Genomic DNA, 26,476 nt, shown 5'->3' with positions numbered 1-26,476 from the left:
TGTCTGACTTTCCGCCGCGCGCTTGACTTTCCGGGTTGGAAACTGATTGACTTTCCGACATGGAAAACAATGCGGCACCCCGGTGGTACCACCCGGCCCTCGGCGCCCTCCTCGCCGGTTACGTCGTGGTGATCAGCCTCGGTAGCACCGCCTTCGCGCTCGCCGGCGGCATCCTGTTCATCCTCGCCTGCGGCGCGCTTGCCCGGACTTACCGCACCACCACCGGCGCCACCGCAACCGACGCCGGGAGCGTGGGCCGCTGGGCGACCGCGCTGGGCGCGCTGGTCGGCGTGAGCCTGATCGCCGCGTGGAGCATCGGTCACTACACCGAGCTGCGGTGGCCGATCTTCGTCATCGCCGCGGTGAGCCTGCTCGGCGCGATCGTCATCGGCCGCCGGTCCGGCCACGCCGTGCGGGCCGAACTGGGAACCGCCTCATGACGGGGCCCACCGACAATGCCGCCGAGCAGCTCGCCGCCATCAACGAAGGTCGCGCTGCCGCTGCGGACCGGCTGGTCACGCCCCGGTGGTACCACCCCGTCCTGGGCATCCTGGTCGCCGGTTACACCGTCGCCTACAGCCTCGGCAACACGATCGTCAGGCTCGTCGGAGTGCTGCTGTTCCTCGCGGCCTGCGTCGTGCTGATGCGGACCTACCGAAACATCACCGGGGTCTGGGTGTCCGGCCACAAGGCCGGACGTGCCAGCCGCTGGGCCTACGCCATGGGCGGCCTGATCGGAGTCGGCCTCGCCGGTGGTCTGGCCATCGGGTACTTCACCGACCTGCGGTGGCCGGTGTGGGTCATCGCCGCGGTGCTGTTCGTCGGCACGATCGTTCTCGGCAACCGTTTCGATCAGGCGGTGCGCGCTCAACTCCGGGCGGGAGCATGACCGAGCCGTTCGACGAGACGATCCACGCCCCCAACCGGCTGCGGATCTGCGCGTTCCTGGACGCCACCGACAGCACCGAGTTCGGCGTCCTGCGGAACGTTCTGGGCGTCGCCGACTCGGTGCTGAGCAAGCACGTCAAGGTGCTGCAGGAGGCGGGTTACGTCGACATCAGCAAACCGACCGGACGCGGTCGGGTGAAGACGTGGGTCAGCCTCACCAAGGACGGAAAAGCCGCCTACCGCCAGCACGTCGCCGCATTGAAAGCGATCTTCGAAAGCCCGGGGCAACCGAACGACACCGCCCGTCCATCGTAGAAGGACGACAGACGGCGACCGGGTCGATCGACCTCGTCGCGAATCCGCTGCAGCGCGAGGAGTGGCCCCGGGCCAGGATCCGCTGACGGCGATCCGGGTGCGGTCAGCGGTCGAGGACCAGGTCGCGGGCCGCCGACAGGCCGGACGCGAGGGCGCCGAGCAGGACGGCGTCGGCGCCGAGCGTCGAGACCTCGATCCGGGGCGGGTCCAGCACCACCAGGTCGCCGAGGCGCTCGAGCAGCGGGCCGGTCAGCAGGTCGCCGGCGTGGCTGCCGACGCCGCCGCCGAGCACCACCAGTTCCGGGTCGAGTACCGCTGTCACGCCGGCCACGGCGCGGCTGAGATGGTCCACCTCCTGGTCGACGGCGCGTAGGGCGGACCGGTCGCCGGCGCGGGCGGCGTCGAGGACGTCCTTCGCGGTGGTCGCTCCGGTCATGCCGAAGCGCTGCGCGGTTGCGACCAGCCCAGCGGCCGACGCGACGGATTCGAACATGCCCCGCCCGCGGGCTCCGGGTTGACGCAGCAGCGGGTCGCCATCGCCGATCGGCAGGTAACCGACCTCGCCGGCCGCGCCGCGGAAGCCGCGGTACAGCTTTCCGTCGATCACGATGCCCATGCCCATGCCGGTACCGATCGACAGGTACACGAAGTGCGGGACGTCGCGCCCCAGGCCGTACGTGGCCTCGCCGACGGCGGCCAGATCGACGTCGTTGTCCACCAGGTACGTGGGTCCGGCGATGTCGGCGAACCGGGCCAGGCTGTTGCGCTCCTCCCAACCCGGCAGGTTCGGCGCGAGGTGGAGTGAGCCGTTGGCCTTGTCATGGATGCCGGGCGTGCCGAACACGGCGAGCGTGACGTCGTCGCGGGTGATGCCGGCGGTGGTGACGAGTTCGTCCGCGAGCCGGGTGAGCTGCGGAATGAGGTCACGGGGGCCGTTCGCGGGGTCCGCCACCCGGGTGACGACGTCGCCGACCAGGTCGGCCAGCGCCATGCGCACGTACTCGCGTCCGATGTCGACGGCGAGGACGTAACCGGCCTCGGGCCGCACCTCGTAGAGCAGCGCCGAGCGGCCGGCCGCTCCGGCGCGCATCCCGACCTGACGCAGCAGGCCCGCCGCTTCCAGGTTGCTCAGCGCCACCCCGACCGTCGGCTTCGACAGCCCGGTCACCTGCGCCAACTCCGGACGCGACGCCGCTCCCAGCCGGAAGACCGCGGCGAACACCGCCCGCTCGTTCATGACCCGAAGGACGGTCGTGGTACTCGCGGTCTGCACGACATCAGGCTGCCACACCACTTTGTAAAGGTCACTTACCAAATTCGTAAAGGTCATTGCCAAAGACCGGGCGATGCCCCACGATCCACTGCACACCCCGCGAGAGAGGCGTCGCCATGAGGGCCAGAATCTTCGCCGTCTTAGCCCTTGTCCTAGTGAGCGCGTGCAGCAACGGATCGTCCTCGTCGGATGGCGACGGGAAGACGATCGCCCTGTTCCTGCCCGAGTCCAAGACCACCCGCTACGAGGCGTTCGACCGGCCCCTGTTCGAGGCCAAGGTCAAATCGCTGTGCGCCGACTGCGAAGTGCTGTACTCCAACGCCGATCAGGACGCCGCCAAGCAACAGCAACAGATCGAGGCGGCCCTCACCCAGGGCGCGGACGCGCTCGTGCTCGACGCGGTCGACGCCGGTGCCGTCGCGCCCCTCGTCAACCAGGCGAAGCAGAAGAACGTGCCGGTCATCGCCTACGACCGGCTGATCTCCGGCATCACCTACGAGTACTACGTCTCCTTCAACAACGTCCGCGTGGGCGAGATGCAGGGCCAGGCCCTGCTCGACGCGCTCGGCAAGGCCGGCACCACCGACAAGGGCCAGATCGTCATGATCAACGGCTCCCCCACCGACCCCAGCTCGGCCGATTACAAGAAGGGCGCGCACAACGTCCTCGACGGCAAGGTGAAGGTCGGGCGCGAGTTCGACACCCCCGACTGGAGCCCCGACAAGGCCCAGCAGGAGATGGAACAGTCGATCACCGCTCTCGGCCGCGACTCCGTCGTCGGGGTGCTCTCCGCCAACGACGGCATGGCCGGTGGCGCGATCGCGGCGATGAAGCGCGCCGGCTACCAGACGTTGCCGCCGATCACCGGGCAGGACGCCGAACTCGCGGCCGTGCAGCGGATCCTGACCGGCGAGCAGTACATGACGATCTACCTCGACATCCGCAGCGAGGCCGAGAAGGCCGCCGAGCTGGCCGTTGCGCTGGTCAAGGGCGAGAAGCCGGAGGCACCCGCGAAGGTCGGGCAGATCCCCGCGTTCCTGCTCGACCCGATCCCGGTGACGGCCGACAAGGTCAAGGACACGATCGTCAAGGACGGGTTCTACCAGCCCGCCGACCTCTGCACCGCCGAGGTCCAGGCGGCCTGCGCGAAGCAGGGCATCCAGTAATGCTGTCCGCCCGTGGTGTCTCCAAGCGCTACCGCGCGGTCCACGCGCTCGACGACGTCAGCATCTCCCTCGACGGCGGTGAGGTCGTCGCGCTCGTCGGCGACAACGGCGCCGGCAAGTCCACGCTGGTCAAGGTGCTCTCCGGCGTCGTCCTTCCGGACGACGGCGTCGTCGAGCAGGACGGCAGCCCGGTCCGCATCACCACTCCGCACGACGCCCAGCGGCTCGGCGTCGCCACCGTGCACCAGGACCTCGCGCTCTGCGAGAACCTGGACGTCGTCGCCAATCTGTTTCTGGGCGACGAACGGCGACGGTGGTCGGTGCTGCGTCCCATCCGGATGGAACGGGCCGCGCGGGACCTGCTGACCTCGCTGGACGTGCGCATCCGCGACATCCGGGTGCCGGTGGCGATGCTCTCCGGTGGCCAGCGCCAGTCGGTCGCGATCGCCAGGGCGCTGGTCGGCGAGCCGCGCGTGGTGATCCTGGACGAGCCGACGGCCGCGCTCGGCGTCGAACAGACCGCGCAGGTGCTCGACCTGATCCGACGCCTGCGTGACCGCGGGCTCGCGGTACTGCTGATCTCGCACAATCTCGCCGACGTCCGGGCGGTGAGCGACCGGATCGTCGTCCTGCGCCTCGGGCGCAACGCCGGGGAGTTCCGCACCGCGGAGTCCACTCCGGAGGAAGTCGTCGGCGCCATCACCGGGAGTTTGGTTCCATGATTTCTCGGTTGCGCGCCGATCTCGGCGCCTGGCCCGTCGTCGTCGGCCTGGTGCTGATCGCGATCGTCTTCAGCTCGTTGAACGACAGGTTCCTGTCCGCGGAGAACCTCACGAACCTGGCCCTGCAGATGGCCGCGACCGGCACGATCGCCCTCGGCATCATCATGGTGGTGCTGCTGGGCGAGATCGATCTGTCGGCCGGTTCGGTCAGCGGGCTGTGCGCCGTCATCATGACGATTCTGTCGGTGAAGCAGGGGTGGCCGCCGGTCGCGGCCATCGCGGTGGCGCTGGTCGGCGGGGCGCTGATCGGGCTACTGCACGGGTGGATGTTCACCCGACTGGGCATGCCGTCGTTCGTCGCGACGCTCGCCGGGCTGATCGGCTGGCAGGGGCTGATGCTGTACCTGCTGGGCAGCGGCGGCACGATCAACCTGCCGTTCGACGGGTTTCTCGCGAGCCTCAGCGACACCTGGCTGCCCCCGTGGGTGTCCTGGCTGCTCGTGGTCGTGATCGTCGGGGTCTGCACGGCGAGCGCGCTGCTCGTGCGCCGGTTCCGGAGCGCCGCCGACCTGCCCGTGGGCCCGGTCGCCGGCGTGGCCCTGCGTCTCGGCGGTCTCGCGCTCGCGCTGGCCGTCGTCGCCGTGCTCTCCGCCGACCGCGGTGTGCCGCTGCTCCTCGTCATCTTCGCGTTCCTGGTAGTGGCTTTGGACCTTGTTCTGCGGCACACCGTGTTCGGGCGGCACGTGTACGCGGTCGGCGGCAACGCCGAAGCCGCCCGGCGGGCGGGCATCAATGTGACGCGGATCCGGCTGATCTGTTTCGCCGCGGCCTCCACGCTCGCCGCGTGCGGTGGCATCCTCGCGGCCAGCCGCCTCGCCGCGGTCAACCAGAGCTCGGGCAGCAGTGACACGCTGCTGATGGCGATCGCGGCGGCGGTGATCGGCGGCACGTCGCTGTTCGGTGGTCGAGGGCGCCCGTACGCCGCGCTGCTGGGCATCCTGGTGATCCAGTCGATCACCAACGGCATGCTGCTGCTGAGCGTCGATTCGTCGGTGCGGTTGATGGTGACCGCCACGGTGCTGGCCCTCGCGATCGCTGTCGATTCGGTGGCCCGGCGGGGTGCGCCCGCGTGACGCACGTGCTCGCGATCGATTTCGGGGGGACGAAGATCGCGCTGGCGACGGCAGCCGTCGGGTCGTCCCGGCCGGCGAAGACGGTGCGGCTGGAGACGCTCGGCGAGGCCGGTGCCCTGCAGGCGGTGGAGCGCACGTTCGAGGCGGCCCGGGATCTCCTGGCAAGCCCGGCCGCTGTCGGCGTCTCCACGTTCGGCGTGGTGCGCGACGGCCGGGTCCGGCTCGCACCGAACGTGCCCGGATGGGAGGGCCTCGCACTGCCCGCGCTGTTGCGCGAGCGCTTCGGCGACGCACCGGTTGCGATCGACAACGACGTCAACGCGGGCGCCGCCGCCGAGCTGCGGTGGGGTGCGCTGCGCGGGGTCGACACGGGGCTCTACGTCAACGTCGGCACGGGGCTGGCCGCGGCGGTGGTGGTCGGCGGGCGCGTGGTGCCCGGCGCGCACGGGGCGGCCGGTGAGATCGCCTACCTGCGGGAACACGCGGATCGCTTCTTCGCCGACGGGCACGCGCCGCTGGAGGACGTCGTCTCCGGAGCCGCGTTGAGCCGGCGCGGGTCCGCGCTGCTGGGTCGGCCGGTGACCGCTGCCGAGCTGTTCGCGACGCCGGGGGTTGATGCCCTGCTGGACGACTTCTGCGAGGCACTGGCACGCACGATCGCCAACCTCTGCGTCGTTCTGGATCCCTCGACGGTGGTGCTCGGCGGCGGGCTCCTCGGAGCCGCGGAGTACCTCGTGCCGCGGGTGTCGGCGGTGCTGGAGCGGGCGGTGCCGTTCCCGCCGTCGCTGGCCCTCGCGCGGTTCGTCGACGACGCGCCCCTGATCGGGGCGATGGCGTTGGCGCTGGAGAACGTGGGTTAGCGCTCGGGCCAGTGCCAGGGCGGTTCGTCGAGGCGGCCCTGGCCCTCGATGCGGGTCTCGCCGAGTTCCTTGACCAGTTCGATTTCGTCATCGGCGTCCAGTGCGTTGACCAGGGCGCGGGAGTGGCTGATCACCACCACCTGGGTGCGTTCCGAGCCGGTGGTGATCAGCTGCGCCACGGCCGGAGCAGGTCCGGGTGGAGGCTGGTCTCCGGCTCGTTGAGCACCAGCAACGCCGGTGGCCTGGGCGTCAGCAGGGCCGCCACCCACATCAGGTATTTCATCGTCCCGTCGGACAGTTCGGCGGCACCGAACGGCCGCTGCAGACCCGGCTGCCGAAAACCCAGAACGAAACGCCCCGCTTCGACGTCGATCGAGAGCGAGCTGCCCGGGAACGCCGTCTCGACAGCGGCGTCGAGGGCCTCCGCGTCGCCGATCTCGCGGATGGTCTGCAGCGCCGCGGCGAGGTCGGCCCCCTCGGGGCCCAGCACGGGAGTGCGGGTGCCGATCTGCGCCTGGCGGACCGGTGCGTCGGCGTCGGTGCGCAGGTGATCGTAGAAGCGCCAGGACCGGATCTGCTCGCGGACCTCGAGGATCTCCGGCGCGCGCTGCGGGTCGGAGTACTCGCTGAGCATGCTGTCGTAGCTGGCCAGGACGCCGGGAACGGCCTGCCAGCTGCGGCCGTCGCGCAGCCGCAGCGCACCGTTCGCCCGGTCGGCGAGCAGGCCGGCCGGGCGCAGGAACCGCCCCGCCCAGATCGCTTCGCGTTTGATCTCCGGGTCGCGGGCGAACGCGGACCGCGACGGCTGGGGCAGCCCGAAGTCGATCGCGTACCCGAAGTCGTCACCGGCGAAGCCCAGCCGCAGGCCGATCGGACTGCGGCGGGCCGAGCCCTGCGGCCGGCCCACGCGGGCGCCGTTCTCCGATCCCGCCCAGAGCGTCGAGCTCAGACCGCCCTCGCGGGCCAGCGCCGCGATCGCGCCGTTGCGCGCGGAATCCGCGAGCAGGCGCAGTGCGCGGTACAGGCTGGACTTGCCGGCTCCGTTCGCGCCGGTGACGACGGTCAGGCGCCCCAGGCCCACCACCACGTGCCGCAGGGAGCGGTAGTTCTCCACGGCCAGGGTGGTGATCACCAGGTCAGGCTAACCACACCGTCCGGGCGGACCAGCACGGCCTCGAGGCCGAGGTCGTCGGCCGCCGGCCCGGCGACGTAACAGACCTGGTCGGCCCACTCCTCTCGGCGTCGTTCGTCGCCGGTGAAGTCGAGCAGAACCGCTCGTCCGTCGCGCATCAGGTCGCCGAGGCGGGTGCCGTCGGCGAACCGGAAGTCCGGTGCGTCCCGGCCGACGAGCGGGTGCCGGCCGCCGAGGTCGTAGCGGTTCGACGTGCCGGACGTGCGCCGGTGGACGTAGGTGGTGCCGTCGCGGGTGGTGAGCAGGTCGCGGATCAGGCCCTGCAGCGCGGGCGCGTGCGAACCCGGCCGCATGACCGCGACCTGGGCCCGCGACCAGTCGAGGATCCGTTCGCCGACCGGGTGGCGCTCGCTGGTGTAGGTGTCCAGCAGACCGTCCGGCGCGGTCTTCCGGATCGTCGCCGCGAGCTTCCATCCGAGGTTCAGCGCGTCGCCGAGCCCGAGGTTGAGCCCCTGCCCGCCCAGCGGCGAGTGGATGTGCGCGGCGTCGCCGGCGAGCAGCACGCGTCCCCGCCGGTAGGTGGTCGTCTGCATCGCCCGGTCGGTGAAGCTCGAGGCCAGGTGGACGTCGTCGAGCGTGACGTCGGTGCCGGAGACCCGGCGCAGGACCGCCTGGAGGTGTTCGCGGGTGAGCGGTGACGAGCGGTCGAACGCGCCGCCGTCGAAGTCCATGATGCCGATGTGGCCCGGTACCGGCGTGCGCAGGTACATGCCGTTCGGCGTCAGCGTGAAGCCGGGGCGCAGTGGTGACGGCTCGGCGACCGTCGCGTGCAGGACGTAGCCGGTCAGCTGCGGTTCGGTGCCGACGAATTCGAACCCGGCGAGGCTCCGCACCGCGCTGCGGCCGCCGTCGCATCCGACCAGCCAGCGGGCCCGGTACTCCGGCCCGCCGGCCCGGGCGACGACACCCTCGTCGTCCTGGTCGACGGTCGTGACCGTGACACCGCGCCGGATCTCCACACCGAGCTCTGCCGCCCGCTCGGCGAGCACGGATTCGACCGCTTCGAGGCTCGTCATCATGCCGTCGGCGGCGGGGCTGGGCAGCCGGTAGTCCAGCGCCGCGAGGTCGACGGCGGCCGGGTCGAGCATCATGCCGGCGAAGTGCGCCACGCTGCGGACGGGCGGTAGCTCGTCGGTCGTTTCGGGTTCGTCCGGAGCGCCGGACGCCGCTCGCAGCGCGGGCAGCAGCCCGCGGCGATAGAACGCCTCGACCGATCCGAGCGACAGGCCGCGCATTCCGAGCGGCAGCGCTTTCCACGGGGTCCGGCCTTCCGGCTCCCGCTCGAGCACGAGGACGTCGCAGCCGGCGAGGGCGAGCTCACCGGCGAGGAACAGCCCGACCGGCCCGCCGCCCACGATCACCACGTCGTGGGTCATCGGAACAGCGCCAGGTCGATGGAGTCGGCGATCGCCTGGTAGCCCGCGTCACTGCCGTGCAGGTGATCTCCCATGTGGAACTCCTCCCGGATCCGGCTGGGGTGCTCCGGGTCGCGCCAGACCTCGTCGAAGTCGAGGACCGCGTCGAACGCGCCGCTGGTGCGGATCCAGTCGTTGACCAGTCGGCGGGCGGCGTCGCCCTCCGGGGTGAAGATGTCGTCGCCCTCGTACGGCGCTGTCGTCGCGGCGTAGATCTTCACGCCGCGGCCGTGCGCGCGGGCGATCAGTTGGCGGTAGCCCGCGATGACGTCGTCGGGCGTGACCGGGTCGCCGGGGAACATTTTCAGGAAGTCGGACGGGCCGTCCTGCGGCGCGAACGAGATCGCGATGTCGTTGGCGCCGAGGGCCACGACGACGTGGCTCAGGCCCGGTGTCGCGAGCACGTCGCGGTCGAAGCGGCGCAGGCCGGAGTCGCCGAGGCCGTCGTTGAGCAGACGGTTTCCGCTGATGCCCTGGTTGGAGACGTAGCGGCCGGAGCGTTCGGCGAGCAGTTCCGGCCAGCTGCGGTTGGCGCCCGGGGTCGAGCCGATGCCGTCGACGCGGGAGTCGCCCAGGACGACGACGGTGGTGGCCGGGGTATCGGGGAGCACCTCGACTGCCGAGAGGAGCGCTCGGACGGGCAGCGGCTCCGCGTCGGCCGGCAGGGTGTCGGCGTTTCCGGGGATGACCCAACCGTCGTCCAGTGCGGGGTCGTGGCAGGTGCAGGTTTCTACCCGTTCCGGTAGGTAGAGGCTGATCGCGAGCGTGGCCAGGGCGGGCACGGACAGGTCCAGCGGGTCGGTGAGGATCGGGGCGCCCGCGGGGACGACGGCGGTCGGGTTGCCGTTGAACGTGAGCGTGCGGTCGTTCACCCGGGCGGCGCCGATGACCAGCGGGGTGGTGCCGTACTCGTTGGTGAAGCGGACGCGTATGCGGTGTCCGCCGCCGGTGATGCGGACCGCCTGGCGCAGGGTCACGTCGGCGAAGGGTGGGACGTCGTCGAGTGAGCCGAGCCCGGCGGTCGGTGCTTGGGGTGAAGCGGCCCAGGTGCGGACCCAGCCGTCGTTCGTCGTCATGGTTCCTCCGTCGTGATTCGTTCCGGCAAGACAGAGACTGACCCTGGTCGCCGACAGGCGGCTTACACGACGCTGACACGGGCGCGCGAAGATCGAGGGATGGATCGGCTCCGTGTCAGGCTGCTCGGCGCGTTTTCGGCGTCGCGCGGGGACGCCGTGTTGTCCGTGCCGGGGGCTCGGCTGCAGGGTCTGCTGGTGCGGCTCGCGCTGGCCGGGGGGCGGCCGGTCGAGTCGAGCGTGCTGGTCGAGGCGATCTGGGGCGAAGACCCGCCCGCCCATCCCGCCCCGGCCCTGCAGGCCCTCGTCTCGCGGCTGCGCCGCGTGCTCGGCTCGCCGACCGCCGTGACGCAGATCGCCGGCAGCTACCGGCTCGCCGTCGATCCGGACGACGTCGACGCACTCCGCTTCGAGCACCTGACCACCACCGCCCGCGACCACCTCCGCGCGGGCGACCCCTCCACCGCAGCAACCCTCCTGATGGAGGCCCTGACCCTCACCAGCGGCGAGGCCGCCACGGGCAGCGGGGCCGCCAGCAGCGGTGGAGCGTGGGCTACCGGCGGGGCCGGGAGCGGGGCTGGGCCTGCCGTTGTTGCGGCGGTTGCGCCTGGGGCGGCGATTGCGCTGGAACGGGTTGCGGTTGAGGCGGTGGTGGATCTCGGCGAGGCGGAGTTGGCGCTCGGGCGGGTTGAGGAGGCCGCCGCGCGGCTCACCGCGCTGGTCAGTGAGCAGCCGGTGCACGAGCGCGCCACTGGGCTGCTGATCGATGCGCTCGCAGCGCAGGGGCGGCAGGCCGATGCCCTCGCCGTCTACGAGCGGATGCGCGAGGCGCTGGCCGACCGGCTGGGCGCCGACCCCGGCACCGCGCTGCAAGACCGCCATCTGAGCTTGCTCCGCGCCGAGCGGCCCGTTGCACCAACAACCAACCTCCCCGCCCCGCTCACCAGCTTCATCGGCAGGCACGACGACCTCGACCGCGTCGACGCGCTACTGACCACCGGACGCCTCGTCACCGTGCTGGGCCCGGGCGGCGCCGGAAAGACCCGCCTCGCGATCGAGGCCGCCCGTCGGCACCCGAACGGCGTCCGGATGATCGATCTGGCCTCCGTCACCGAACCGGCCAAGCTCGGCACGGCCGTGCTCGCCGCCGCCGGCCTCCGCGGCGGCGCCCTGTTCGAGGCGCGGCTGCGCGTCGAAGGCGACGAACTGGACCTGCTCGTCGACCGGCTAGGCGATCAGCAGACCCTGCTGCTGATCGACAACTGCGAGCACCTGATCGACGCCGTCGCGCACCTGGTCGCCGCGCTGCTGACCCGCGCACCCGTGGTCCGTGTCCTGGCCACCAGCCGCGAACCGCTGGCGATCGACGGCGAGGCGCTGGTCCCGCTCGGCCCACTCCCCCTCCCGGCCCCGGACGCCGACGTCGAACAGGCCCGCCGGACGGCGTCGGTGCGGCTGTTCAGCGAGCGGGCGGCCGCCGTGAAACCTGGGTTCGAGGTCAGCGAACACAACCTCGACGAGGTGCTGCGCGTCGTCCGCAGCCTGGACGGCCTGCCGCTCGCGCTCGAACTGGCCGCCGCCCGCCTGCGCACGCTGTCGCTGACCGACGTCGCCGCGGGCCTCTCGGACCGGTTCGCCCTGCTCACCACCGGCAGCCGCGTCGCGTTCCCCCGCCACCGCACGCTCCGTGGCGTCATCGCCTGGAGCTGGGACCTGCTCGACGCGGACGCGCGCACTGTCGCCGAACGGGTCGCGGTGCTGCCCGGCGGCATCACGTACGCGTCGGCCGCCGCGGTCTGCCGAACAGCGGTGGACGACGTCCTCGCGGACCTCGTCGAGCGGTCGTTGCTGCAACTCACACCAGAGGGCGGCCGGTACCGGATGCTGGAGACGATCCGCGAGTACGGCCTGGAACGCCTCGCCGAGCAGGGCACGCTCGACGAGATGCGCGACCGGGCCGCCGACTACTTCGCCGAGCTGGTCGCCCACTACGACGCGCTGCTGCGCGGCCCCGACCAGCTCGACGCACTCGCCGTACTCGGCGCGGAGTACGAGAACGTCTTCGCCGCGCTGCGCCACCTCTGCGACCGCGGCGACGCCACCGGCGCGATCGGACTCGCGGTGAACCTCACGTGGTACGGGCAGCTGCTGGGCCGCCACCACGAGGCGACCTACTGGCTCGGTGAGGCCGTCGCGATTCCCGTCGAGCGGCCGGGCCTCGCGCACGACATCGCCCAGGCGTTGTTGCTGCTGATCGACCTCGCGACCCCGAGTGCACCGGAAACGCTCCCCGAGCGCCAGGAGAAGCTGCGGACGCTCACCGACCGGCTGGTGCGTCACCCGGAGTCGCTGGGCCCGAGCGAGACGCTGGTCGCGGTCCGGCTCGCCACCTTGGACCGGACCGGGACGTCAGCGGCGTTCGTCCAGCGGCTGGTCGACGGGCCGGACGTGTGGCTGGCCGGGCTGGCGCGTCTGTTCCGCGCCCAGCTCGCGGAGAGCGAGGGCGAACTCGGCCAGGCGGGCGAGGACGTCACAGTGGCCCTGGAGTGCTTCACGCGCACCGGGGACCGCTGGGGCCTGGCCACGGCGCTGCCGCTGCGCTCGCTGCTGCGGCAGTACGACGGCGACCTCGACGGCGCGCTGGCCGACCTGAACGAGGCCAAACGGCTCGCCCGTGAGTTCGGATCGCTCAGCCTGAGCGATGAGATCTTCGTCGACCTGCGCTGGAGCGACCTGTACGTGCGGCTCGGCGACCCGGCACGCGCGGCAGAAGCGATCGTCGCGACCCGCGAGCGTGTGCAGCGCTCGGCGACGCCCGACATGGCGATCCTTCTCGACGCGATGGAAGCCGGCCTGCGGGTGCTCACCGGCGAGCTGGACCGGGCACGCACGCTGATCGACGCCGCCGCGACCGCGCTCGCCGACCGTTTCCCGGGCGTCGGCGACCACGGCCAGGCGCTGGTCTCCGCAGCCGACGCCGTGCTCCGCCTGGAGCTCGGCGATCGACCGGGCGCCCGGGAAGCGCTCCGGCGCGCCCACGCAGCGGCCGTCGAGAGCCGGGACGGGCCACTACTCGCGACGGTGACCGTGACGCTCGCTGGGCTCGCGGAGCCGGACGACGACGTCGCCGTCCTGCTCGGGGCGGCTGCCCGGCTGCGTGGCGCCCACGACCGCACCGATCCGCGGATCCGCTCGCTCGCCGCAGGGGCGCGTGCCGCGCTCGGCGACGAGAAGTTCGACGCCGCCTACGAGCGTGGTTGGCGGTTCACCGTGGAGGAAGCGTTGACCCGCGCCGATCCCGAAGTGAACTTCACTACCGCTGGGCCGTCGTCACCGGTGTGACCAGAACCGTGCAACTGGACCGGACGATCGTCAGCGAACCGCAGGAGGCCGATGAGGTCGGGCCACGTCTCCGACGAGGACGATCCGGCGCGCATCGTCCGCTCGTTCGTCGACGCTCTGCCGAGCGGCAGTTACCTGGCCACGGCATCGTCCGCACGCCCTGACGCGCGCGGCCGCAAGGCCCGACGGGCGGCTCAGGCGCTGAGCCTCCGGTAGCGGCGTAGACGGCGGAGCCCGGCGGCGTCGGGCTGGTCGGCGGGTGCGCTCGCGACAGTCTCCAGGCGCTGCTGGGCAACGGACGGGTCCAGATCCATGCCGATCGCGACGAGTTCCCCGACCGGCGGCGGCTCCTTCAGCGGCGTGACGTGGATCAGCGATCCCACGACGTCGACGACGAACCCCTGCGCACCCTGCACCCGCACGCGCCCCTTGAGCCGGTAGGCACCGGCGGGCGGATCCTCCAGCAGATCGATCAGCGCACTCGGCGACACCGGCCGCACCAGTTCCACGGAAGCCGCCCGCGCGTGCTCGTGATCGTGCCGGTCGGGGTTCTGCTCCCGGATGAGCCGGGCGAGCGGAAGCTGATCGACCGGATCCTCGTCGGCCGCGGTGTCGAACACCAGCGCCGGGTCGATCCGGCTGTGCCGGGCCGTGACGATCTGCACGTGCGGATGCCGCCGCCGCACCCGCTCCCGGATGCGCGCGAGTACAGCCTCGTCCACCAGATCCACTTTGTTGACGACGACGAGCGTCGCGGCAGCGTAGCGGGCAGGTGGCTCCGGCCAGCGGTCCACAGTGGCGAAGTGCTCGACGGCGTCGATCACCTCGACGAGACCACCCGGCCGGATGTTGCCGGCGCGGCTGAAGCCGATCAGCCGGGCCACCGCGATCGGGTCGGCCGCGCCGCTGGCCTCGACCAGGATCGCGTCCAGCCGGAGGCGGGGCTGCGCGAGGCGCCGGAGCGCGTCGTCGAGCCCACCGGCGTCCTCCAGGCAGCACACGCAGCCGCCGGAGATCGCCGCTGCGTCGTCGACCTGCCCGGTCACCAGCGCGGCGTCGACGTTCAGCGTCCCGAAATCGTTGACGACGACGCCCACCCGCGCGCCGGGCCGGCGCAGCAGGTGGTTGAGCAGGCTCGTCTTCCCCGCACCCAGATAGCCGGTCAACGCGACGACCGGCACCCGCCCTCGTCCTCGCATACGCAGAAATCTAGCCCGGCCCGCTGCGGACGGCGCCGAACACGGCGGCCAGTTCCGCGTCCGAGGCGGCCAGGGCGGCCCGATCGAACGTGCTGCCGGCTGAGACGAGCTCGACTGCCCCGGTCCGGTCGAACAGCTCGGCGAGTGCCCGCTCCACGTGGGCCGGTGTGCCGGCGATCGCCGCCGCGACGGTCCGTTCGAGATACTGCTGCTGGCGCGACGTGCGGCGAGTGGCCCGGACCGCGCCCACCGGCTCCAGCGGCGGGAACACCCCAGTGGTACGGCTCAAAGCCATCGCCCATGCCTCGGGCAGCAGCAGATCGACGGCCTCCGCGGCCGTGTCGGCGACCAGCACGTCCAGGCTGATCGCCACCCACGGCTCCGATTGCTGGGGCGACGGCCGGAAGGCTCGCCGGTAATCGGCCAGGGCCGCCAGCCCGGGCGCCGGATCGCCGCCGACCCCCAGCAGCGGGCCGCCAACGATCACCGGCAACCCCAGCTCCGCCGCCAGGCGCAGCCCGTTTCCGGTGGCCAGCACGTAGAGCGGCAACGCTCCCTGCGGTCGTGGGTGCAGGCTGATCTCCGCCGTCCCTGCGAAGTATGCGCGCAGCTCGGCGAGGTCCGCGGCGAAGTCGCGGTCGGTCTGACGCAATGCCCGCCGTACGGGTGCGGTGAAGCCCGGCGATCGCCCGAGTCCCAGGTCGACCCGGCCTGCCGCGAACGCGGAGAGCGTGGCGAACTGCTCGGCGACGACGAGCGGCTGGTGGTGCGGAAGCATCACGCCGGCTGAGCCGATCCGGATGGTCGTCGTCGACCCCGCGATGGCGGCCAGCAGCACCGCCGGGGCGGCGCCGGCGATCCCCGGTACCCCGTGGTGCTCGGCCACCCAGAACCGGTCGGTCCCGAGCCGTTCGGCGTGAACTGCGCGCGCGACCGTGCCCCGGAGCGCCTCGGACTCGGCTTCGCCGACGCGGGTTCGGGACCGGTCCAGCAGGGAGAGGCGGGGTGCATGGCCGATCACCACAGGTCCAGCGTCACCGGAGCAGTACTTGTTCCCCGACCGGGAGCTCCGACCGCCCGGTCAGAGTTGATCACGCGTCTGTTCGAGGGATGACCGCGGGATAGTTCTTCTCGAGGAATTCGCGGTAGCTGGTGGGCCGGTAGCCGATGAGCCGCTCCAGATCGTCGGTGTTCTTGCTGAACGAGCCGAGGCCGACGCCCGCGACCCAGGCCGTCAGGAACTCGGCGACCGGCCGGGGAATGTCCTTCCGGAGGTAGCTGTCGAGGTGTTCCTCCACGCTGACCGGCAGGTAGGGAACCGTCTTGCCGTGGATTTCGCTCAACGCGGCGGCGATTTCCCGGAACGAGGCCGCCTCGCTCCCGTTGAGCGTGTAGATCGCGTTCTCGTGGCCCTCCTGGGTGAGCACGGCCACGTTGGCTGCCGCGAGGTCGCGGAGCAGCGCCGGCGCCATCGTGCCGTCACCGTGGGGAACACGCACGCCGTTCTCGTACGCGTCGGCTCCGATGTAGCCGTCGAACTGGTCGAGGTACATCGGGTTACGAAGGATCGTGTAGGTGAGCCCGGAAGCACGAAGTGCCTGCTCCGTGAAGACGTCGGACTCGGTGACTCCCACCTGGTCGATGCCGAGCTCGTCGTCGCGCTGGATCGCCGTGTAGATCACGTGCCTGACGCCGGCCTGCTTCGCGGCGGCAATGGCGTTGAAGTGCTGGGCGCTCCGATCCGTGAAGGCCTGCGCCGAGACGAGCAGGAGCCTGTCCACGCCGTCGAAGGCGCGCACGAGTGACGCGTAGTCGAGGTAGTCGCCCTGACGGACGTCCACACCGCGCTCGGCGAGATCGGCTGCGCGGCCGGGGGTACGGGAGAGCCCGGCCAGTTGTTCGGCGGGTACGCGTTCGAGAAGGAGTTGCAGTGTCCGGCGGCCAAGGTTTCCCGTGGCTCCGGTGACGAGTAGCTTTCCCATGCTTTTGTTCCTGTTCTACGGTTCGGTGATCACGGTTTTGCCGATCGCGCGGCCGCTCTCGGCGATCCGGTGGGCTTCTCGCATGGAGTCCACAGTGAGGCCGTGCAGTTCCGTGGTCACGATGGGGCGAACTCGGCTGGCCAACTCGGCGAAGATCTGGCCTTGGTCGGCTACGAGCCTGCTGAAAACCATCTCCGTGTGAAGGGAGATGGACTTCTGAATCAGGGGTTCGATGTCGGTGGCGCCGGTGAGGTCCGTGGTTGCCACGTGGCCGAACGGTCGCAGGACGTCCGCGATCCAGCTGATGTTGGCGGCGGTTCCCCGGGTGGAGAGGACGAGATCGATCCGGTCGACGCCTGCGGTGCGCAGTTGCCCGGCGACGTCCGCAGTGTGGTCGACCACCAGGTCGGCGCCCATGGCCGTGCACCACTCGCGGGATTCGGGTCGAGAAGCCGTGCTGACCACCAGAGCGGACGTCGTGCTCTTGAGCAGCTGTGTCGCCAGTGAACCCACGCCTCCGGCGCCGCCGACGACCAGGACGTTCTCGACCCCCGCCGGTAAGCCGCTCTGATCGCGGAACAGGGCCTCCCAGGCGGTGAGGCCGCCGATCGGCAGGGAGGCGGCGTCCGCGAAGGAGAGCTGATCCGGAATCCTGGCGACGACCCGGTGGTCCACTGCCACGCGCTCGGCCCAACAGCCGTCGCGCGTGACGTCGCCGGTGCCGATGACCCGGTCGCCGACGGCGAATCCCTCCGTCGCCGGTCCCGTCCCGGCCACCACCCCGGCGAACTCCCAGCCGAGGATCACGCGCCCACCCGGGGGTGCGCTGCGCATCTGCCGGATGGTCGCCTCGCCCGGGTTGACGCCCACGGCTCTGACGTCGATCAGCAGATCGTTTCTCTGCAGTTGCGGTTCGTCCACGTCGACGAGTTCCAGCGCGAACGCCTCGAGTGGGTGGGCCTTCTCGTACGCCAGCGCCTTCATGCGGCACCGAACGTTCCGACGTTCATACCCACCTCCGGTTTTCGATGACGATCGTCATCGTTTAAACAATGATGGCCATCATCGTTCGTTGTCAAGCGGCAATGATGATGGGTATCATCGATGTGTGGCCCGCCTCACGCAGGAGCAGAAGAAGCTCAACCACGACAAGATCCTCGACGCCGCCGGCCGGGGATTCCGGACCCACGGCGTCAACGGGATCGGCATCGCCGACCTGATGAAGGCCGCCGAGATGACGCACGGCGGCTTCTACAACCACTTCGGCTCCAAGGACGACCTCGCCCTGGAAGTGATCCGGCAGGGCTTCGTCAGCTCACTGGCGGCCCTGGCCGACATCCGCGAGGAGCATCCCCACTCGGCCCGGGCGGCACTGGATCACATGTTCGACCAGTATCTGTCCGTCGAGCACCGCGACCGACCCGAGGACGGCTGTGCGTCAGCCGCCCTGGTCACGGACGCCGGACGCCATGGTGTCGCCGCCCAGTCCGAGTACCAGCACGGACTCGAGGGCTTCTTCAGTGCGATCACCGAGATGGTGCTCGAGAACGCGCGCCAGTCCGACGTCGACATGAATGTGGATCAGGCCCGCGAGCGGGCCATTGCTCTGTTCAGCCAGATGGTCGGCGCGCTCGTCATCTCGCGGGCGGTCGCCGAATCCTCCCCCGAGCTCGCGGACGAGATCCTCCAGACGAACACCACCAGGCTCAAGCAAGCCTGATTGAACCCTGCGTCGCTTCGGGCCGGTCGTTCCCTCGGGCCAGGACGGCCTTTACCTCGACGGCTTGGGGATCAACTTCGAGCACAGCGATGGGGACTATCGCTACACCGAGCGTCTTCCTGGTGCACCGCACTTCTCGCTGATGCCGCTGGGGCGGCTGGACGCGTGCCGGCTTCTTAGCTGACTTGGCGCCCGGTCACCGCCGTGCGCGGCAGGCGGCCCGCCTGGGAATGGCCGTGCATCACGCCGTCCTGGATGACGACGTCGAACTCGAGATTGAGCCGCATGGGCTTGGTGACCCGCTGAGACCACGTCACGTGTTCGCCGTCCACCGCGACGTCGAGCAACGGCACTGTCTCCTTGGCGCTCGTCGCCGAACCGGTGAACCCGTCGGCGGTGCGTTCGAAGCGGTACTGGACGTGCAGGGTTCCGATGGGGGTTGTGAGATCGAGGTCCCAGACTCCGGGCAAGGTGCTCATGACGCCCGGCCCCGTCGCTGCCAGACGGTGCCGCGGCGCTCGTACTCGAAGAGGTCTTCGACCGACCGGGCGATCGCCGGCCCGAACTCACGGTCGAGCAGGTAGAGCGCCACGTCGAGGCCCGAGGTGACTCCCCCGCCGGTGACCAGGTCACCGTCGTCGACGACCCGGGCCCGGACGACGTCGACCCCGGTCGCCTCGAGCACCTCCAGACCGAGGCTGTGGGTGACGGCGGTGCGGCCCTCCAGGAGCCCCGCCATCGCCAGCGCGAGGGAGCCACCGCAGACGGCCCAGATCTGCACGTCCGGGTTGTCGAACGCCTTCTGGATCAACGGCATCGCCGGGCTGTCGGCGAACCGGGCGAGCAGCACCGGGATCGTCTCGTCACCGGCATCCGGATCCCCGTCGACGGGTCCCGACGCCCCGGGGACGATCACGTAGCCCGGGCGGTCCGGATCGAGTGCCGAGGTCGCCGTGAGCACGAGTCCGCGGGTGCCGGAGACGACCGGTCCCGGACCGTCCGCTGCGACGAGTTCGACGTCGAGATCTCCCCCGAGCGCATCGCTCCCCGCAGCAAGCACCTCGAACGGCGCGACGACGTCCAGCGGATCGAAGCCAGGGAACAGCACGATCTGTGCAGCCAGTGACATACGGCATCTCCAGGAAGAAGGGCCTGATGACGCGAATGCTGCCTCCGCAGGTATTCGTCGAACAGCGCTCTCGTGGCCGATGAGCGACCGGTTCTCGCCAACGGGCCCCGGACTGCCCGCTGACGACGACCTTCCACAGATAGCCGTCCGGGTCGCTGAAGTACCCGGAACAGCCCCACGGCGCGAACCCCGCAGCTCACGACGAAGAGTGCACTCACAGGTGGAACGTCGTCGTTGTCGGCCCACATTTCGCCGGCGCCCTGACCGCCAAAGACCTCGGCGACGACGGACCCGATCACGAACGACGTTTCAGCTACGTGCTGACCTATGGACGGTCGCTGGTGCTGCACGCAGCACGGGCACTCGCTGGTCGACTCACGCCGATAGTGGGTTGAATCCGCGGTCCTCTCGACCTAGCACTGCGCTGTCCGGGCCGGAGCGCGCCACCACCACACCACCGCCGTGACGAGCAGGGCTGCGCCGGCCACGAACAACCCCGACTCGCCCACCCACACGTCGTGTGCAGCGCGCGGACCCTCACCGGCGGTGGCTACGTCGAAAGCGCCTTGAATGACGGCATTCCACGTCGCGTGCAGCAGGACGGCGGGCCACACACTCCCGGTGTCCAGCCGGGACCAACCCGCCACCGCCCCCAGAGCGAGGACGGAGCCGCCGAAGACGAGCGCGGCGAACGGCGCGGAGGGCCCGGACGCGTACAGGCCGGCGAGGATCAGCGGGACGTGGAAGAGCCACCACACGATCGAAGTCGCCACCACCGGCCCGCGGATTCCGGCCTGCACCATTCGCGGCAGCAGGTAGCCGCGCCAGCCGATCTCCTCCCCGGTCGCGAGGACGGCGTTCAGCGGCACCGCGACCGTTGCGTTCACCGCGACCAACACCAGGACGCGCCCGGCACCGCTGTCGTCACGCATCGGAGCCAGACCCGTCGACCAACCGATCCCGTACGCCAGCGCCCCGACGGCGATCGGAATCAGCCACACGATCAGGTACCAGCGCCAGGCCTTGCGCAGGTTCAGACGGAACGAGACGTCGCCGAAGCCTTGCCGACCGGCCATCCGCAGGACGATCGACACCAGCGCGGGAGTGCACGTCAGCAGCACGACCAACAACGGCTGGTCGTCCACCGGTCGGCCGGAGCGAATCAGCACGGTGGACAAAACGGCGACAACAACCACGACAACCGCCAGGAACATCCCGACGTCGCGGCGCGCGCGTCCCCGGGCCGGCGCGAGCGACGAAAGGTCCTCTGACACCACGACTCTTCTCCTCCGGTTGATCGATGCAACCGAAACGCTAGGATTCGCGGAGGTCGTCGGCAAGAAACTCGTTCATCGTGACACCCATCCGGGCGACGGCTGACTCCGAATACATGGTGTGACATGGCTGAGAACGCTGGGGTTCGGTGCGCTGACCGGGGCGGCCGCTGCGGGTGCCGCCCTCGGGTCGGCCGAGCCGGTGGCTGCCGCGGTCGGGCGCGGGTCTTCGCCCGTGGTCGCGGTGGGTCTGGCGTTCATTGATCTGGTGCCGCGGCCGGTCAAGGACTTCGGCATCGAAACATTCGGGCAGAACGACAAGGTCGCACTGCTCGCCGGAGTGTTCCTTCTCCTGGCGATCTTCGCGGTGGCGTGTGGCGTGGTGTCGCTGCGCCGCCGGCTGCTGGGTGCGGCCGGAGTCGCCCTGTTCGGTGTGGTGGGAGTCGTCGCGGCGGTCACCCGGCCCGGCGCCGGCCCGCTGTCGTCCCTGCCCGCGCTGGTAGGAGCGGCGATCGGGGTCGGCGTACTGCTTGTTCTCGCTCCCCGCGCGGCCGTTGCGGCGTCAGCCCGTCCGCCTGCCGGATCGCCGGAGCCGGATCAGGCGGCCGCTGGGAACCAGACGTCATCGGGTGTGACGACCGGCGGCGCCGATGCCATGCAGACGAAGACTCCCAGCGGGGTGCGCCGGATACCGACGGCGCCCTCTCGGCGGAGGTTCCTGCTGCTGTCGGGCTCGGTTCTGGTCGTCTCCGCCGGTCTGGGCGCAGCCGGACGCTACTTGAGCAGCCTGCGCGACGTGGCCGCCGAGCGGCTCAACCTGACTCTCCCGGCCGCCGCCGACCCGGCGCCGCCGTTGCCGACCGGCGTCGATCTGAAGCTGCCCGACCTCACACCGTTCCTGACCCCGGAGAAGGACTTCTATCGGGTGGACACCGCCCTGGCCGTCCCGCAGTTGTCCACCGACGACTATCGGCTGCGCATCCACGGCCGGGTCCGATCACCGCTGACTCTCACCTACCAGGATCTTCTCGACCGCGAACTCGTCGAACGGGTCATCACACTGTCGTGCGTCTCCAACGAGGTCGGCGGCACCCTGGCCGGCACCGCGCGCTGGCTCGGCGTCCCCCTCAGAACGCTTCTCGACGAGGTGCAACCGGAGGCCGACGCGGATCAGATCGTCACCAGGTCGGTCGACGGCTGGACCTGTGGCACCCCGACGTCCGTGGTCCGCGACGGGCGCGATGCACTGATCGTCGTCGGGATGAACGGCAAGCCGCTACCCATCGAGCGCGGTTACCCCGTTCGCATGCTCGTTCCCGGCCTGTACGGGTACGTGTCGGCCACCAAATGGCTGGTCGACATGGAGCTGACGTCGTTCTCCGACTTCGATCCGTACTGGGTCAAGCGCGGCTGGAAAGCGCAGGCTCCGATCAAGACCTTCTCCCGCATCGACACCCCCCGCCCGCTCGCCGCCTCCAAGGCCGGACCGATCACGGTGGCCGGGGTCGCGTGGGCCCAGCATCGCGGCGTCGAACGGGTGGAAGTCCGTGTCGACGGCGGCTCCTGGAACGCCGCGACGCTGGCGGCGGTCCCGTCCGAAGACACCTGGCGCCAATGGCGCTGGAACTGGGACGCGACCAAGGCCTCGTCCGGTCAGCACACCCTCGAGGTCCGCGCCACCGACCGGACCGGCGCCACGCAGCCCGAACGACGCGCCAAACCGTTCCCGGACGGTGCGACCGGGTGGCACTCGGTAGTCGTCACCCTCAGCTGACCCGACGCCCTGCCCTACCGGCCGCCGCGGCTTCCGCTTTCCTACGGCCAGCTAGAGCAGGGAGTTCTCGTAGGCGTAGATGACCGCCTGGACGCGGTCGCGCAGACCCAGCTTGGTCAGGACGTGCGAGACGTGCGTCTTGACCGTCTGCTCGCCGACGTAGAGCCGGGACGCGATCTCCGCGTTGGAACGGCCCCGGGCCATTTCCAGCAGGATTTCCCGCTCCCGGCCGGTCAGCCGGTCCAGCTCCGTGGACATTGCCGGGGCAGGCGCCAACCCGTCGGTGAAACGGGTCACCAGCCGGGCGGTGACCGAGGGGTCGATGAGCGCGTCGCCCCGGGCGACCACGCGGATGGCGCCGAGCAGCTCCTCGGTCGGCATGCTCTTCAGGCAGAATCCGCTGGCCCCGGCTCGGAGCCCGCGATAGATGTAGCTGTCGTCGTCGTACGTCGTCAGCAGGATGATTTTGGTGTTGCTGCCCCGGCTCAGCACCGTCTCGGCGGCCGTGAGGCCGTCCATCCTGGGCATCCGGACGTCGAGCACGGCGACGTCCGGCCGCAGGCGCTCGATCTCGGTCACGGCTTCGCGCCCGTCGCCGACGTCGCCCACGCACTCCAGGTCGGGCTGGGTCTCCAGCGCGCTACGGAACCCGGAGCGGAAGAACTCGTGGTCGTCGGCGAGCAGAACACGGATCGTCACGCGGGCTCCTTGATCGGAAGGGTCAGGTGGGTGCGCCAGATGCCGTCCGCCGGGCCGATCTCCGCGGTGCCGCCGAACAGATCGACCCGGTGGTGGATGCCGTCGACGCCCCGGCCGGTGCCCGCATGACCGGAGCTGCCCACCGGGTTGGTGGCGGTCACCGTGAGAGTGGTGTCGGTCTGGGTCACGGCGAGGTCGAGCGTGCCGTCGCCGTGTCTGAGCGCGTTGGTGAGGATCTCCTGGACGACGCGGTAGGTCGCGAGGTTCAGCGACTTGGGGAGGCGTTGCGGCGCCAGGTCGGTGACTTCCAGGCCGACGGTCAGGCCCGCCCGCCGGCTGCCTTCGACGAGGTCGTCGAGGGCGTTGAGGCCGGGCTGGCGGACGCCGTCGGACTCGTTGCCGTGCAGCAGGTCGAGCATCCGCCGCAGGTCGGCCATCGCGGCCCGGCTCGATGCCTCGACCTGCTCCAGCGAGGTCGTCACCTTCGTCGAACCCGATGCCATCCCCAACCGGGCGGCGGCCGCGTGGACGCCGACCGCGCTCACGTGGTGGGAGATCGTGTCGTGCAGGTCACGGGCGATCGACACCCGCTCGGCCTCGACCGCGAGCGCGGCGGCGCGCTGCTGTTCCTCGGCTCGGCGTCGGACCTGTTCGATGTAGCCGCTGCGTCCGGTCGTGTGCCGGCCGAGCAGCCATGGCAGCAGCGTGTTGGTGAACGTGACCAGGACGTTCGACGCCGTCTCGTCGTAGCCCTGGAGCACCTGGGTGGCGAACATGCCCGCGACCAGCGCTCCCAGCGCCGCCCATGCGCCCCGGCCGCTGACCCAGGCGCCGGCCCGGTAGGCGGAGAGAAACAGCCCGGCGGCGTTGCCGATGCTGTCGCGGTCCCCGGTGGCCACGAGCAGAGCGACGGCGACGCCGATCCGGACCACCGCGTGGATCACCGCCACCGGCCCGGCGGTGCGGGCCGGTAGCGCCAGCGCGAGGTCGGCGAGGACGATCGCCGCACCGGCCAGCCAGATCAAGGGGTGGCCGGGCGACTGCGACGCGTGCAGCAGAAACGGTGCCCCGTCGCCGATCACGCATCCCACGGCGACCAGGATCGATTGTCGACGCAGGGTCGGGGTCTCGTCGCTCTGCCCGGCACGCATGGGGGTTCCTCTGCTCAGCGGTGGGCGTCGCGGATGAACCGGACGATGGCGTCCGCGCCCTCCGGGGTGGACGCCGGAGTGTGGCCCGCGCCGGCGATTTCCCGGAAGGTCGCGCGCGGGAATTGTGCCGCAGCCGCGCGTCCCGACTCGCTGGGGGTATTGGCGTCCAGGTCGCCGCTGAGCACCAGAGCCGGGACGTCGGGCAGCGTCGCGCCGGCCTCGAACGGTGACTGCGCGGTGGGGTCGTTCGGCCAGTTCAGGCACGCCCCGGTGTCGTAGTCGGCCCGGGTCGTCCAGGCTCGCGCGGAGAACGGGGCGAAGTCGGCGTCGTCGAGTTTCGCGAGGTTGGCCTCGTAGTCGCTGGTCCGCTCCGCGATCGGGTCGGCGTAGTCGAAGTCACGCAGGTAGTCGTGGCAGGACGTCGCCCAGGACTGCGCGTCGGACAGCGCCATCGGACCGTAGGAGTAGATCTCGGCCTGCGCGAGCAGGCTCTTCCGGACGACTTCACGCACCGGGCCCAGATCGCCGGTCCGCGCGGCGGCGACGGCGTTCGCCAGCGCGAGCGTGGCCTTGGTGTCCGGCTTGTTGGAGAACAGCCGGCCGGCCACGGAGGTCAGCTGCCACTCGTCGAGGGCGACCGTGTAGTGCTTGTTCTTGAACGGGACGTCGACCGACTCGGGTTCAGCGCGTAAGCGCTCGAGCAGCGCGGCGAGATCGTCGAGGACCTCGTCGCCGTCGCACTCCTTCGTCCGCTCGCAGACCAGCCCGATCGCCCGCCGGAACGCGGCCGCCCCGACGGCGCCGGTGGGATCCTCGTTCACCGCGTACGCCCCGGCCATGCTCACCGTGCGCACGTGCTCGGGGAAGCGCTGGGCGTAGGTGGGCATGAGGTAGGTGCCGTACGAGACCCCGAGCAGATCGAGGCGGTCCAGCCCGAGCGTCGCGCGGACGGCGTCGATGTCGTCGGCGACCGCGGTCGTGGCGTAGTTGGACAGCTTGTCGCCGAGCTGGGCGCCGCACTCGCCGATGAGCTGTCGCTGCTGGGCCAGCGGCTCGAAGACCCGCGTCGGGCCGGCCAGGGCCGGACAGCTGAGCGCGCTGGAGCGGCCGACGCCGCGCGGGTCGATCAGCAGTAGGTCGCGCCGGTCGAGCAGGGGTGTGAGCGCCTCGGCGAACAGTTCACCGGAGAGGTCGATGGTCGAGGTCCCGGGTCCACCGGGGTTGGGCACGATCGTGCCCAACCCCGGACGGGACGTGTCGGTGTGCGGTACCAGCGCGAATGAGACTTTGATCGTTCCCTTGGCCGGATCGACCCGGTCGCGGGGCACGGTGATCTGTCCACACCGTGCGGTCGGGAGGCTGGGCAGCTCCGGGCAGGCGACGAGGGCCTTCAGCGTCGTCGTCGACACCGTGGGGGTGAGCTGCGCGCCGGCCGCCGGGGTGGGGGCGGCGCATCCGGCCGCGAGCAGAGCGCTCATCGCGAGGACTGCGGGCTTCTTCATGAGGCGTCCGTTTCAGGCGAGGGACGAGGGCTGCCGGCCGGCAAGATCGACAATGGCAGCGGCAACGGGCCGAGTCGTCCGTCGCTCGCGGGAAAAAGCCTCCCTCTCTCGGGGGAGAGACCACAGTGGAGACTGCCGGGCGCTGCCGCCTGCCGGAGGCCCTGATGCCCGGGGCAGCGCTGTGGCGGCTGGTTCCTCACAGCCATCCGTTGCGCCGGAACAGAGCCAAGCCGATAGCGGCCCACGCCGAGATCTTCCGCATGTCCTCGTTCTGCCGGTCGTGCGCTTCGACCGCGTCGATGGTCCGCAGCACGTGGTCGTGAACGTCCCGGAAGTGCTCCGCGAGCTTCTTGTCCACCCCTGACACCGTGCCCGCCACCAGCCGCTGCAACGGCGCATTCAGCGGCACTGCCGCCCGGCGGAACTCCGCGATCTCCCGCTTGAGCTTGTAGATGCGTGCCCCGTGATCGGCACTTCGTCGGTGGGCTGCTGCAACCCGATCCAGACGAACCCATCGGTCTGCGCCGCATCGCCCTCGGCGGCCGCCGCCCTGGAGCCGGCCGGCTGCGGCATCAGCGGTGGATGTAGGCGCCCAGACCACCGAATTCTTCGCTGGCGATGAACACCGACCGGACGCTGATCATGGCTTCCTCGACGTGGTCCGGGC

Annotated in this window: 25 protein-coding genes and 1 pseudogene; 11 read left to right on the top strand and 15 right to left on the bottom strand. The window is 70.8% G+C overall.

Annotation, left to right across the window (positions count from 1 at the left end; genetic code table 11):
- Window positions 1-59: 59 nt before the first annotated feature.
- The 3 genes from ACGFY5_RS22640 to ACGFY5_RS22630 are packed head-to-tail and all read left to right on the top strand — an operon-like array spanning window position 60 to window position 1,203.
- Entirely contained in the window at window positions 60-440 is a 381-nt protein-coding gene (locus tag ACGFY5_RS22640) for a hypothetical protein (RefSeq protein ID WP_392722639.1), read from the top strand.
- Window positions 437-889 carry a hypothetical protein gene (locus tag ACGFY5_RS22635; RefSeq protein WP_392722637.1) on the top strand — a complete coding sequence of 151 codons (453 nt, stop codon included), beginning with the start codon at window positions 437-439 and terminating at the stop codon, window positions 887-889. The genes ACGFY5_RS22640 and ACGFY5_RS22635 overlap by 4 nt, the downstream gene beginning before the upstream one ends.
- A complete protein-coding gene (locus tag ACGFY5_RS22630; RefSeq protein WP_392722636.1) occupies window positions 886-1,203 on the top strand; it encodes a transcriptional regulator in 318 nt (105 codons plus the stop codon). Before ACGFY5_RS22635 ends, ACGFY5_RS22630 begins: the two co-directional genes overlap by 4 nt.
- 103 nt (window positions 1,204-1,306) lie before the next feature.
- Here the strand turns inward: ACGFY5_RS22630 and ACGFY5_RS22625 are convergent, their stop codons facing one another.
- Complete coding sequence (locus ACGFY5_RS22625; RefSeq protein ID WP_392722635.1) at window positions 1,307-2,476, bottom strand: ROK family protein; 1,170 nt, start codon at window positions 2,474-2,476, stop codon at window positions 1,307-1,309.
- 116 nt (window positions 2,477-2,592) lie between these two features.
- On the opposite strand from ACGFY5_RS22625, the gene ACGFY5_RS22620 reads away from it, so the two are divergent.
- Genes ACGFY5_RS22620 through ACGFY5_RS22605 form a run of 4 tightly spaced genes read left to right on the top strand, consistent with a single transcriptional unit; the run spans window position 2,593 to window position 6,357 of the window.
- Window positions 2,593-3,642 carry a sugar ABC transporter substrate-binding protein gene (locus ACGFY5_RS22620; RefSeq protein WP_392722634.1) on the top strand — a complete coding sequence of 350 codons (1,050 nt, stop codon included), beginning with the start codon at window positions 2,593-2,595 and terminating at the stop codon, window positions 3,640-3,642.
- Entirely contained in the window at window positions 3,642-4,364 is a 723-nt protein-coding gene (locus tag ACGFY5_RS22615; RefSeq protein WP_392722632.1) for an ATP-binding cassette domain-containing protein, read from the top strand. The genes ACGFY5_RS22620 and ACGFY5_RS22615 overlap by 1 nt, the downstream gene beginning before the upstream one ends.
- Window positions 4,361-5,497, top strand: a complete 1,137-nt coding sequence (locus tag ACGFY5_RS22610; protein ID WP_392722630.1) for a sugar ABC transporter permease — start codon at window positions 4,361-4,363, stop codon at window positions 5,495-5,497. The genes ACGFY5_RS22615 and ACGFY5_RS22610 overlap by 4 nt, the downstream gene beginning before the upstream one ends.
- Window positions 5,494-6,357, top strand: a complete 864-nt coding sequence (locus ACGFY5_RS22605; protein ID WP_392722629.1) for an ROK family protein — start codon at window positions 5,494-5,496, stop codon at window positions 6,355-6,357. Before ACGFY5_RS22610 ends, ACGFY5_RS22605 begins: the two co-directional genes overlap by 4 nt.
- Here the strand turns inward: ACGFY5_RS22605 and ACGFY5_RS22600 are convergent.
- From ACGFY5_RS22600 to ACGFY5_RS22590, 3 genes and pseudogenes are all read right to left on the bottom strand, one after another.
- Window positions 6,354-7,489: pseudogene (locus ACGFY5_RS22600) on the bottom strand (AAA family ATPase). The gene ACGFY5_RS22605 and the pseudogene ACGFY5_RS22600 sit on opposite strands and share 4 nt — an antisense overlap.
- Window positions 7,486-8,925, bottom strand: coding sequence for an FAD-dependent oxidoreductase (locus tag ACGFY5_RS22595; protein WP_392722627.1), 1,440 nt, complete (start codon window positions 8,923-8,925; stop codon window positions 7,486-7,488). The pseudogene ACGFY5_RS22600 and the gene ACGFY5_RS22595 overlap by 4 nt, the downstream one beginning before the upstream one ends.
- The gene (locus tag ACGFY5_RS22590; protein WP_392722625.1) at window positions 8,922-10,040 is read right to left on the bottom strand and encodes a GDSL-type esterase/lipase family protein; all 1,119 of its coding nucleotides are present in this window, start codon (window positions 10,038-10,040) and stop codon (window positions 8,922-8,924) included. Before ACGFY5_RS22590 ends, ACGFY5_RS22595 begins: the two co-directional genes overlap by 4 nt.
- A gap of 99 nt (window positions 10,041-10,139) precedes the next feature.
- On the opposite strand from ACGFY5_RS22590, the gene ACGFY5_RS22585 reads away from it, so the two are divergent.
- Together ACGFY5_RS22585 and ACGFY5_RS22580 are read left to right on the top strand one after the other, a co-directional pair.
- The gene (locus ACGFY5_RS22585; protein WP_392722624.1) at window positions 10,140-13,379 is read left to right on the top strand and encodes a BTAD domain-containing putative transcriptional regulator; all 3,240 of its coding nucleotides are present in this window, start codon (window positions 10,140-10,142) and stop codon (window positions 13,377-13,379) included.
- A 51-nt stretch (window positions 13,380-13,430) separates the two neighbouring features.
- Complete coding sequence (locus ACGFY5_RS22580) at window positions 13,431-13,595, top strand: SAM-dependent methyltransferase (protein WP_392722622.1); 165 nt, start codon at window positions 13,431-13,433, stop codon at window positions 13,593-13,595.
- On the opposite strand, the gene ACGFY5_RS22575 is transcribed toward ACGFY5_RS22580, so the two are convergent.
- From ACGFY5_RS22575 to ACGFY5_RS22560, 4 genes are all read right to left on the bottom strand, one after another.
- Window positions 13,574-14,578, bottom strand: coding sequence for a CobW family GTP-binding protein (locus ACGFY5_RS22575; protein ID WP_392722621.1), 1,005 nt, complete (start codon window positions 14,576-14,578; stop codon window positions 13,574-13,576). The two genes, ACGFY5_RS22580 and ACGFY5_RS22575, sit on opposite strands and share 22 nt — an antisense overlap.
- 10 nt (window positions 14,579-14,588) lie before the next feature.
- Window positions 14,589-15,602: an MsnO8 family LLM class oxidoreductase gene (locus ACGFY5_RS22570; protein ID WP_392722620.1), complete on the bottom strand. Its 1,014-nt coding sequence runs from the start codon at window positions 15,600-15,602 to the stop codon at window positions 14,589-14,591.
- Between the two features lie 67 nt (window positions 15,603-15,669).
- On the bottom strand, window positions 15,670-16,560 hold the full coding sequence (locus tag ACGFY5_RS22565; RefSeq protein WP_392722618.1) for an SDR family oxidoreductase: 891 nt from the start codon (window positions 16,558-16,560) through the stop codon (window positions 15,670-15,672).
- Between the two features lie 15 nt (window positions 16,561-16,575).
- On the bottom strand, window positions 16,576-17,544 hold the full coding sequence (locus ACGFY5_RS22560; RefSeq protein ID WP_392722616.1) for an alcohol dehydrogenase catalytic domain-containing protein: 969 nt from the start codon (window positions 17,542-17,544) through the stop codon (window positions 16,576-16,578).
- A 124-nt stretch (window positions 17,545-17,668) separates the two neighbouring features.
- Between ACGFY5_RS22560 and ACGFY5_RS22555 the strand changes: the two genes are divergently transcribed.
- Entirely contained in the window at window positions 17,669-18,280 is a 612-nt protein-coding gene (locus ACGFY5_RS22555; RefSeq protein WP_392722614.1) for a TetR/AcrR family transcriptional regulator, read from the top strand.
- Between the two features lie 176 nt (window positions 18,281-18,456).
- On the opposite strand, the gene ACGFY5_RS22550 is transcribed toward ACGFY5_RS22555, so the two are convergent.
- The 3 genes from ACGFY5_RS22550 to ACGFY5_RS22540 all read right to left on the bottom strand — a co-directional run bounded on the left by ACGFY5_RS22550 (window position 18,457) and on the right by ACGFY5_RS22540 (window position 20,686).
- A complete protein-coding gene (locus ACGFY5_RS22550) occupies window positions 18,457-18,759 on the bottom strand; it encodes a hypothetical protein (RefSeq protein ID WP_392722612.1) in 303 nt (100 codons plus the stop codon).
- Window positions 18,756-19,409: a DJ-1/PfpI family protein gene (locus tag ACGFY5_RS22545; protein WP_392722610.1), complete on the bottom strand. Its 654-nt coding sequence runs from the start codon at window positions 19,407-19,409 to the stop codon at window positions 18,756-18,758. The genes ACGFY5_RS22550 and ACGFY5_RS22545 overlap by 4 nt, the downstream gene beginning before the upstream one ends.
- A 413-nt stretch (window positions 19,410-19,822) precedes the next feature.
- Window positions 19,823-20,686, bottom strand: a complete 864-nt coding sequence (locus ACGFY5_RS22540) for a type II CAAX prenyl endopeptidase Rce1 family protein (protein WP_392722608.1) — start codon at window positions 20,684-20,686, stop codon at window positions 19,823-19,825.
- Window positions 20,687-20,804: 118 nt separating this feature from the next.
- On the opposite strand from ACGFY5_RS22540, the gene ACGFY5_RS22535 reads away from it, so the two are divergent.
- Window positions 20,805-22,457: a molybdopterin-dependent oxidoreductase gene (locus ACGFY5_RS22535; RefSeq protein WP_392722606.1), complete on the top strand. Its 1,653-nt coding sequence runs from the start codon at window positions 20,805-20,807 to the stop codon at window positions 22,455-22,457.
- A gap of 51 nt (window positions 22,458-22,508) precedes the next feature.
- On the opposite strand, the gene ACGFY5_RS22530 is transcribed toward ACGFY5_RS22535, so the two are convergent.
- The 4 genes from ACGFY5_RS22530 to ACGFY5_RS22515 form a co-directional block, all read right to left on the bottom strand.
- Window positions 22,509-23,156 carry a response regulator gene (locus ACGFY5_RS22530; protein ID WP_392722604.1) on the bottom strand — a complete coding sequence of 216 codons (648 nt, stop codon included), beginning with the start codon at window positions 23,154-23,156 and terminating at the stop codon, window positions 22,509-22,511.
- Window positions 23,153-24,307, bottom strand: coding sequence for a sensor histidine kinase (locus tag ACGFY5_RS22525; protein WP_392722602.1), 1,155 nt, complete (start codon window positions 24,305-24,307; stop codon window positions 23,153-23,155). The genes ACGFY5_RS22530 and ACGFY5_RS22525 overlap by 4 nt, the downstream gene beginning before the upstream one ends.
- Before the next feature lie 14 nt (window positions 24,308-24,321).
- Window positions 24,322-25,809 (bottom strand): alpha/beta fold hydrolase, encoded by a 1,488-nt coding sequence (locus tag ACGFY5_RS22520; protein ID WP_392722601.1) that lies wholly within the window; start codon window positions 25,807-25,809, stop codon window positions 24,322-24,324.
- A gap of 196 nt (window positions 25,810-26,005) precedes the next feature.
- Window positions 26,006-26,167, bottom strand: a complete 162-nt coding sequence (locus ACGFY5_RS22515) for a hypothetical protein (protein WP_392722599.1) — start codon at window positions 26,165-26,167, stop codon at window positions 26,006-26,008.
- Between the last annotated feature and the right edge of the window lie 309 nt (window positions 26,168-26,476).

This window comes from Cryptosporangium sp. NPDC048952 (assembly GCF_043197895.1).
Taxonomy (GTDB): Bacteria; Actinomycetota; Actinomycetes; order Mycobacteriales; family Cryptosporangiaceae; genus Cryptosporangium.
The sequence above is the reverse complement of the archived record's forward strand: the minus strand, read 5'-3'. Positions and strand labels throughout refer to the sequence as shown.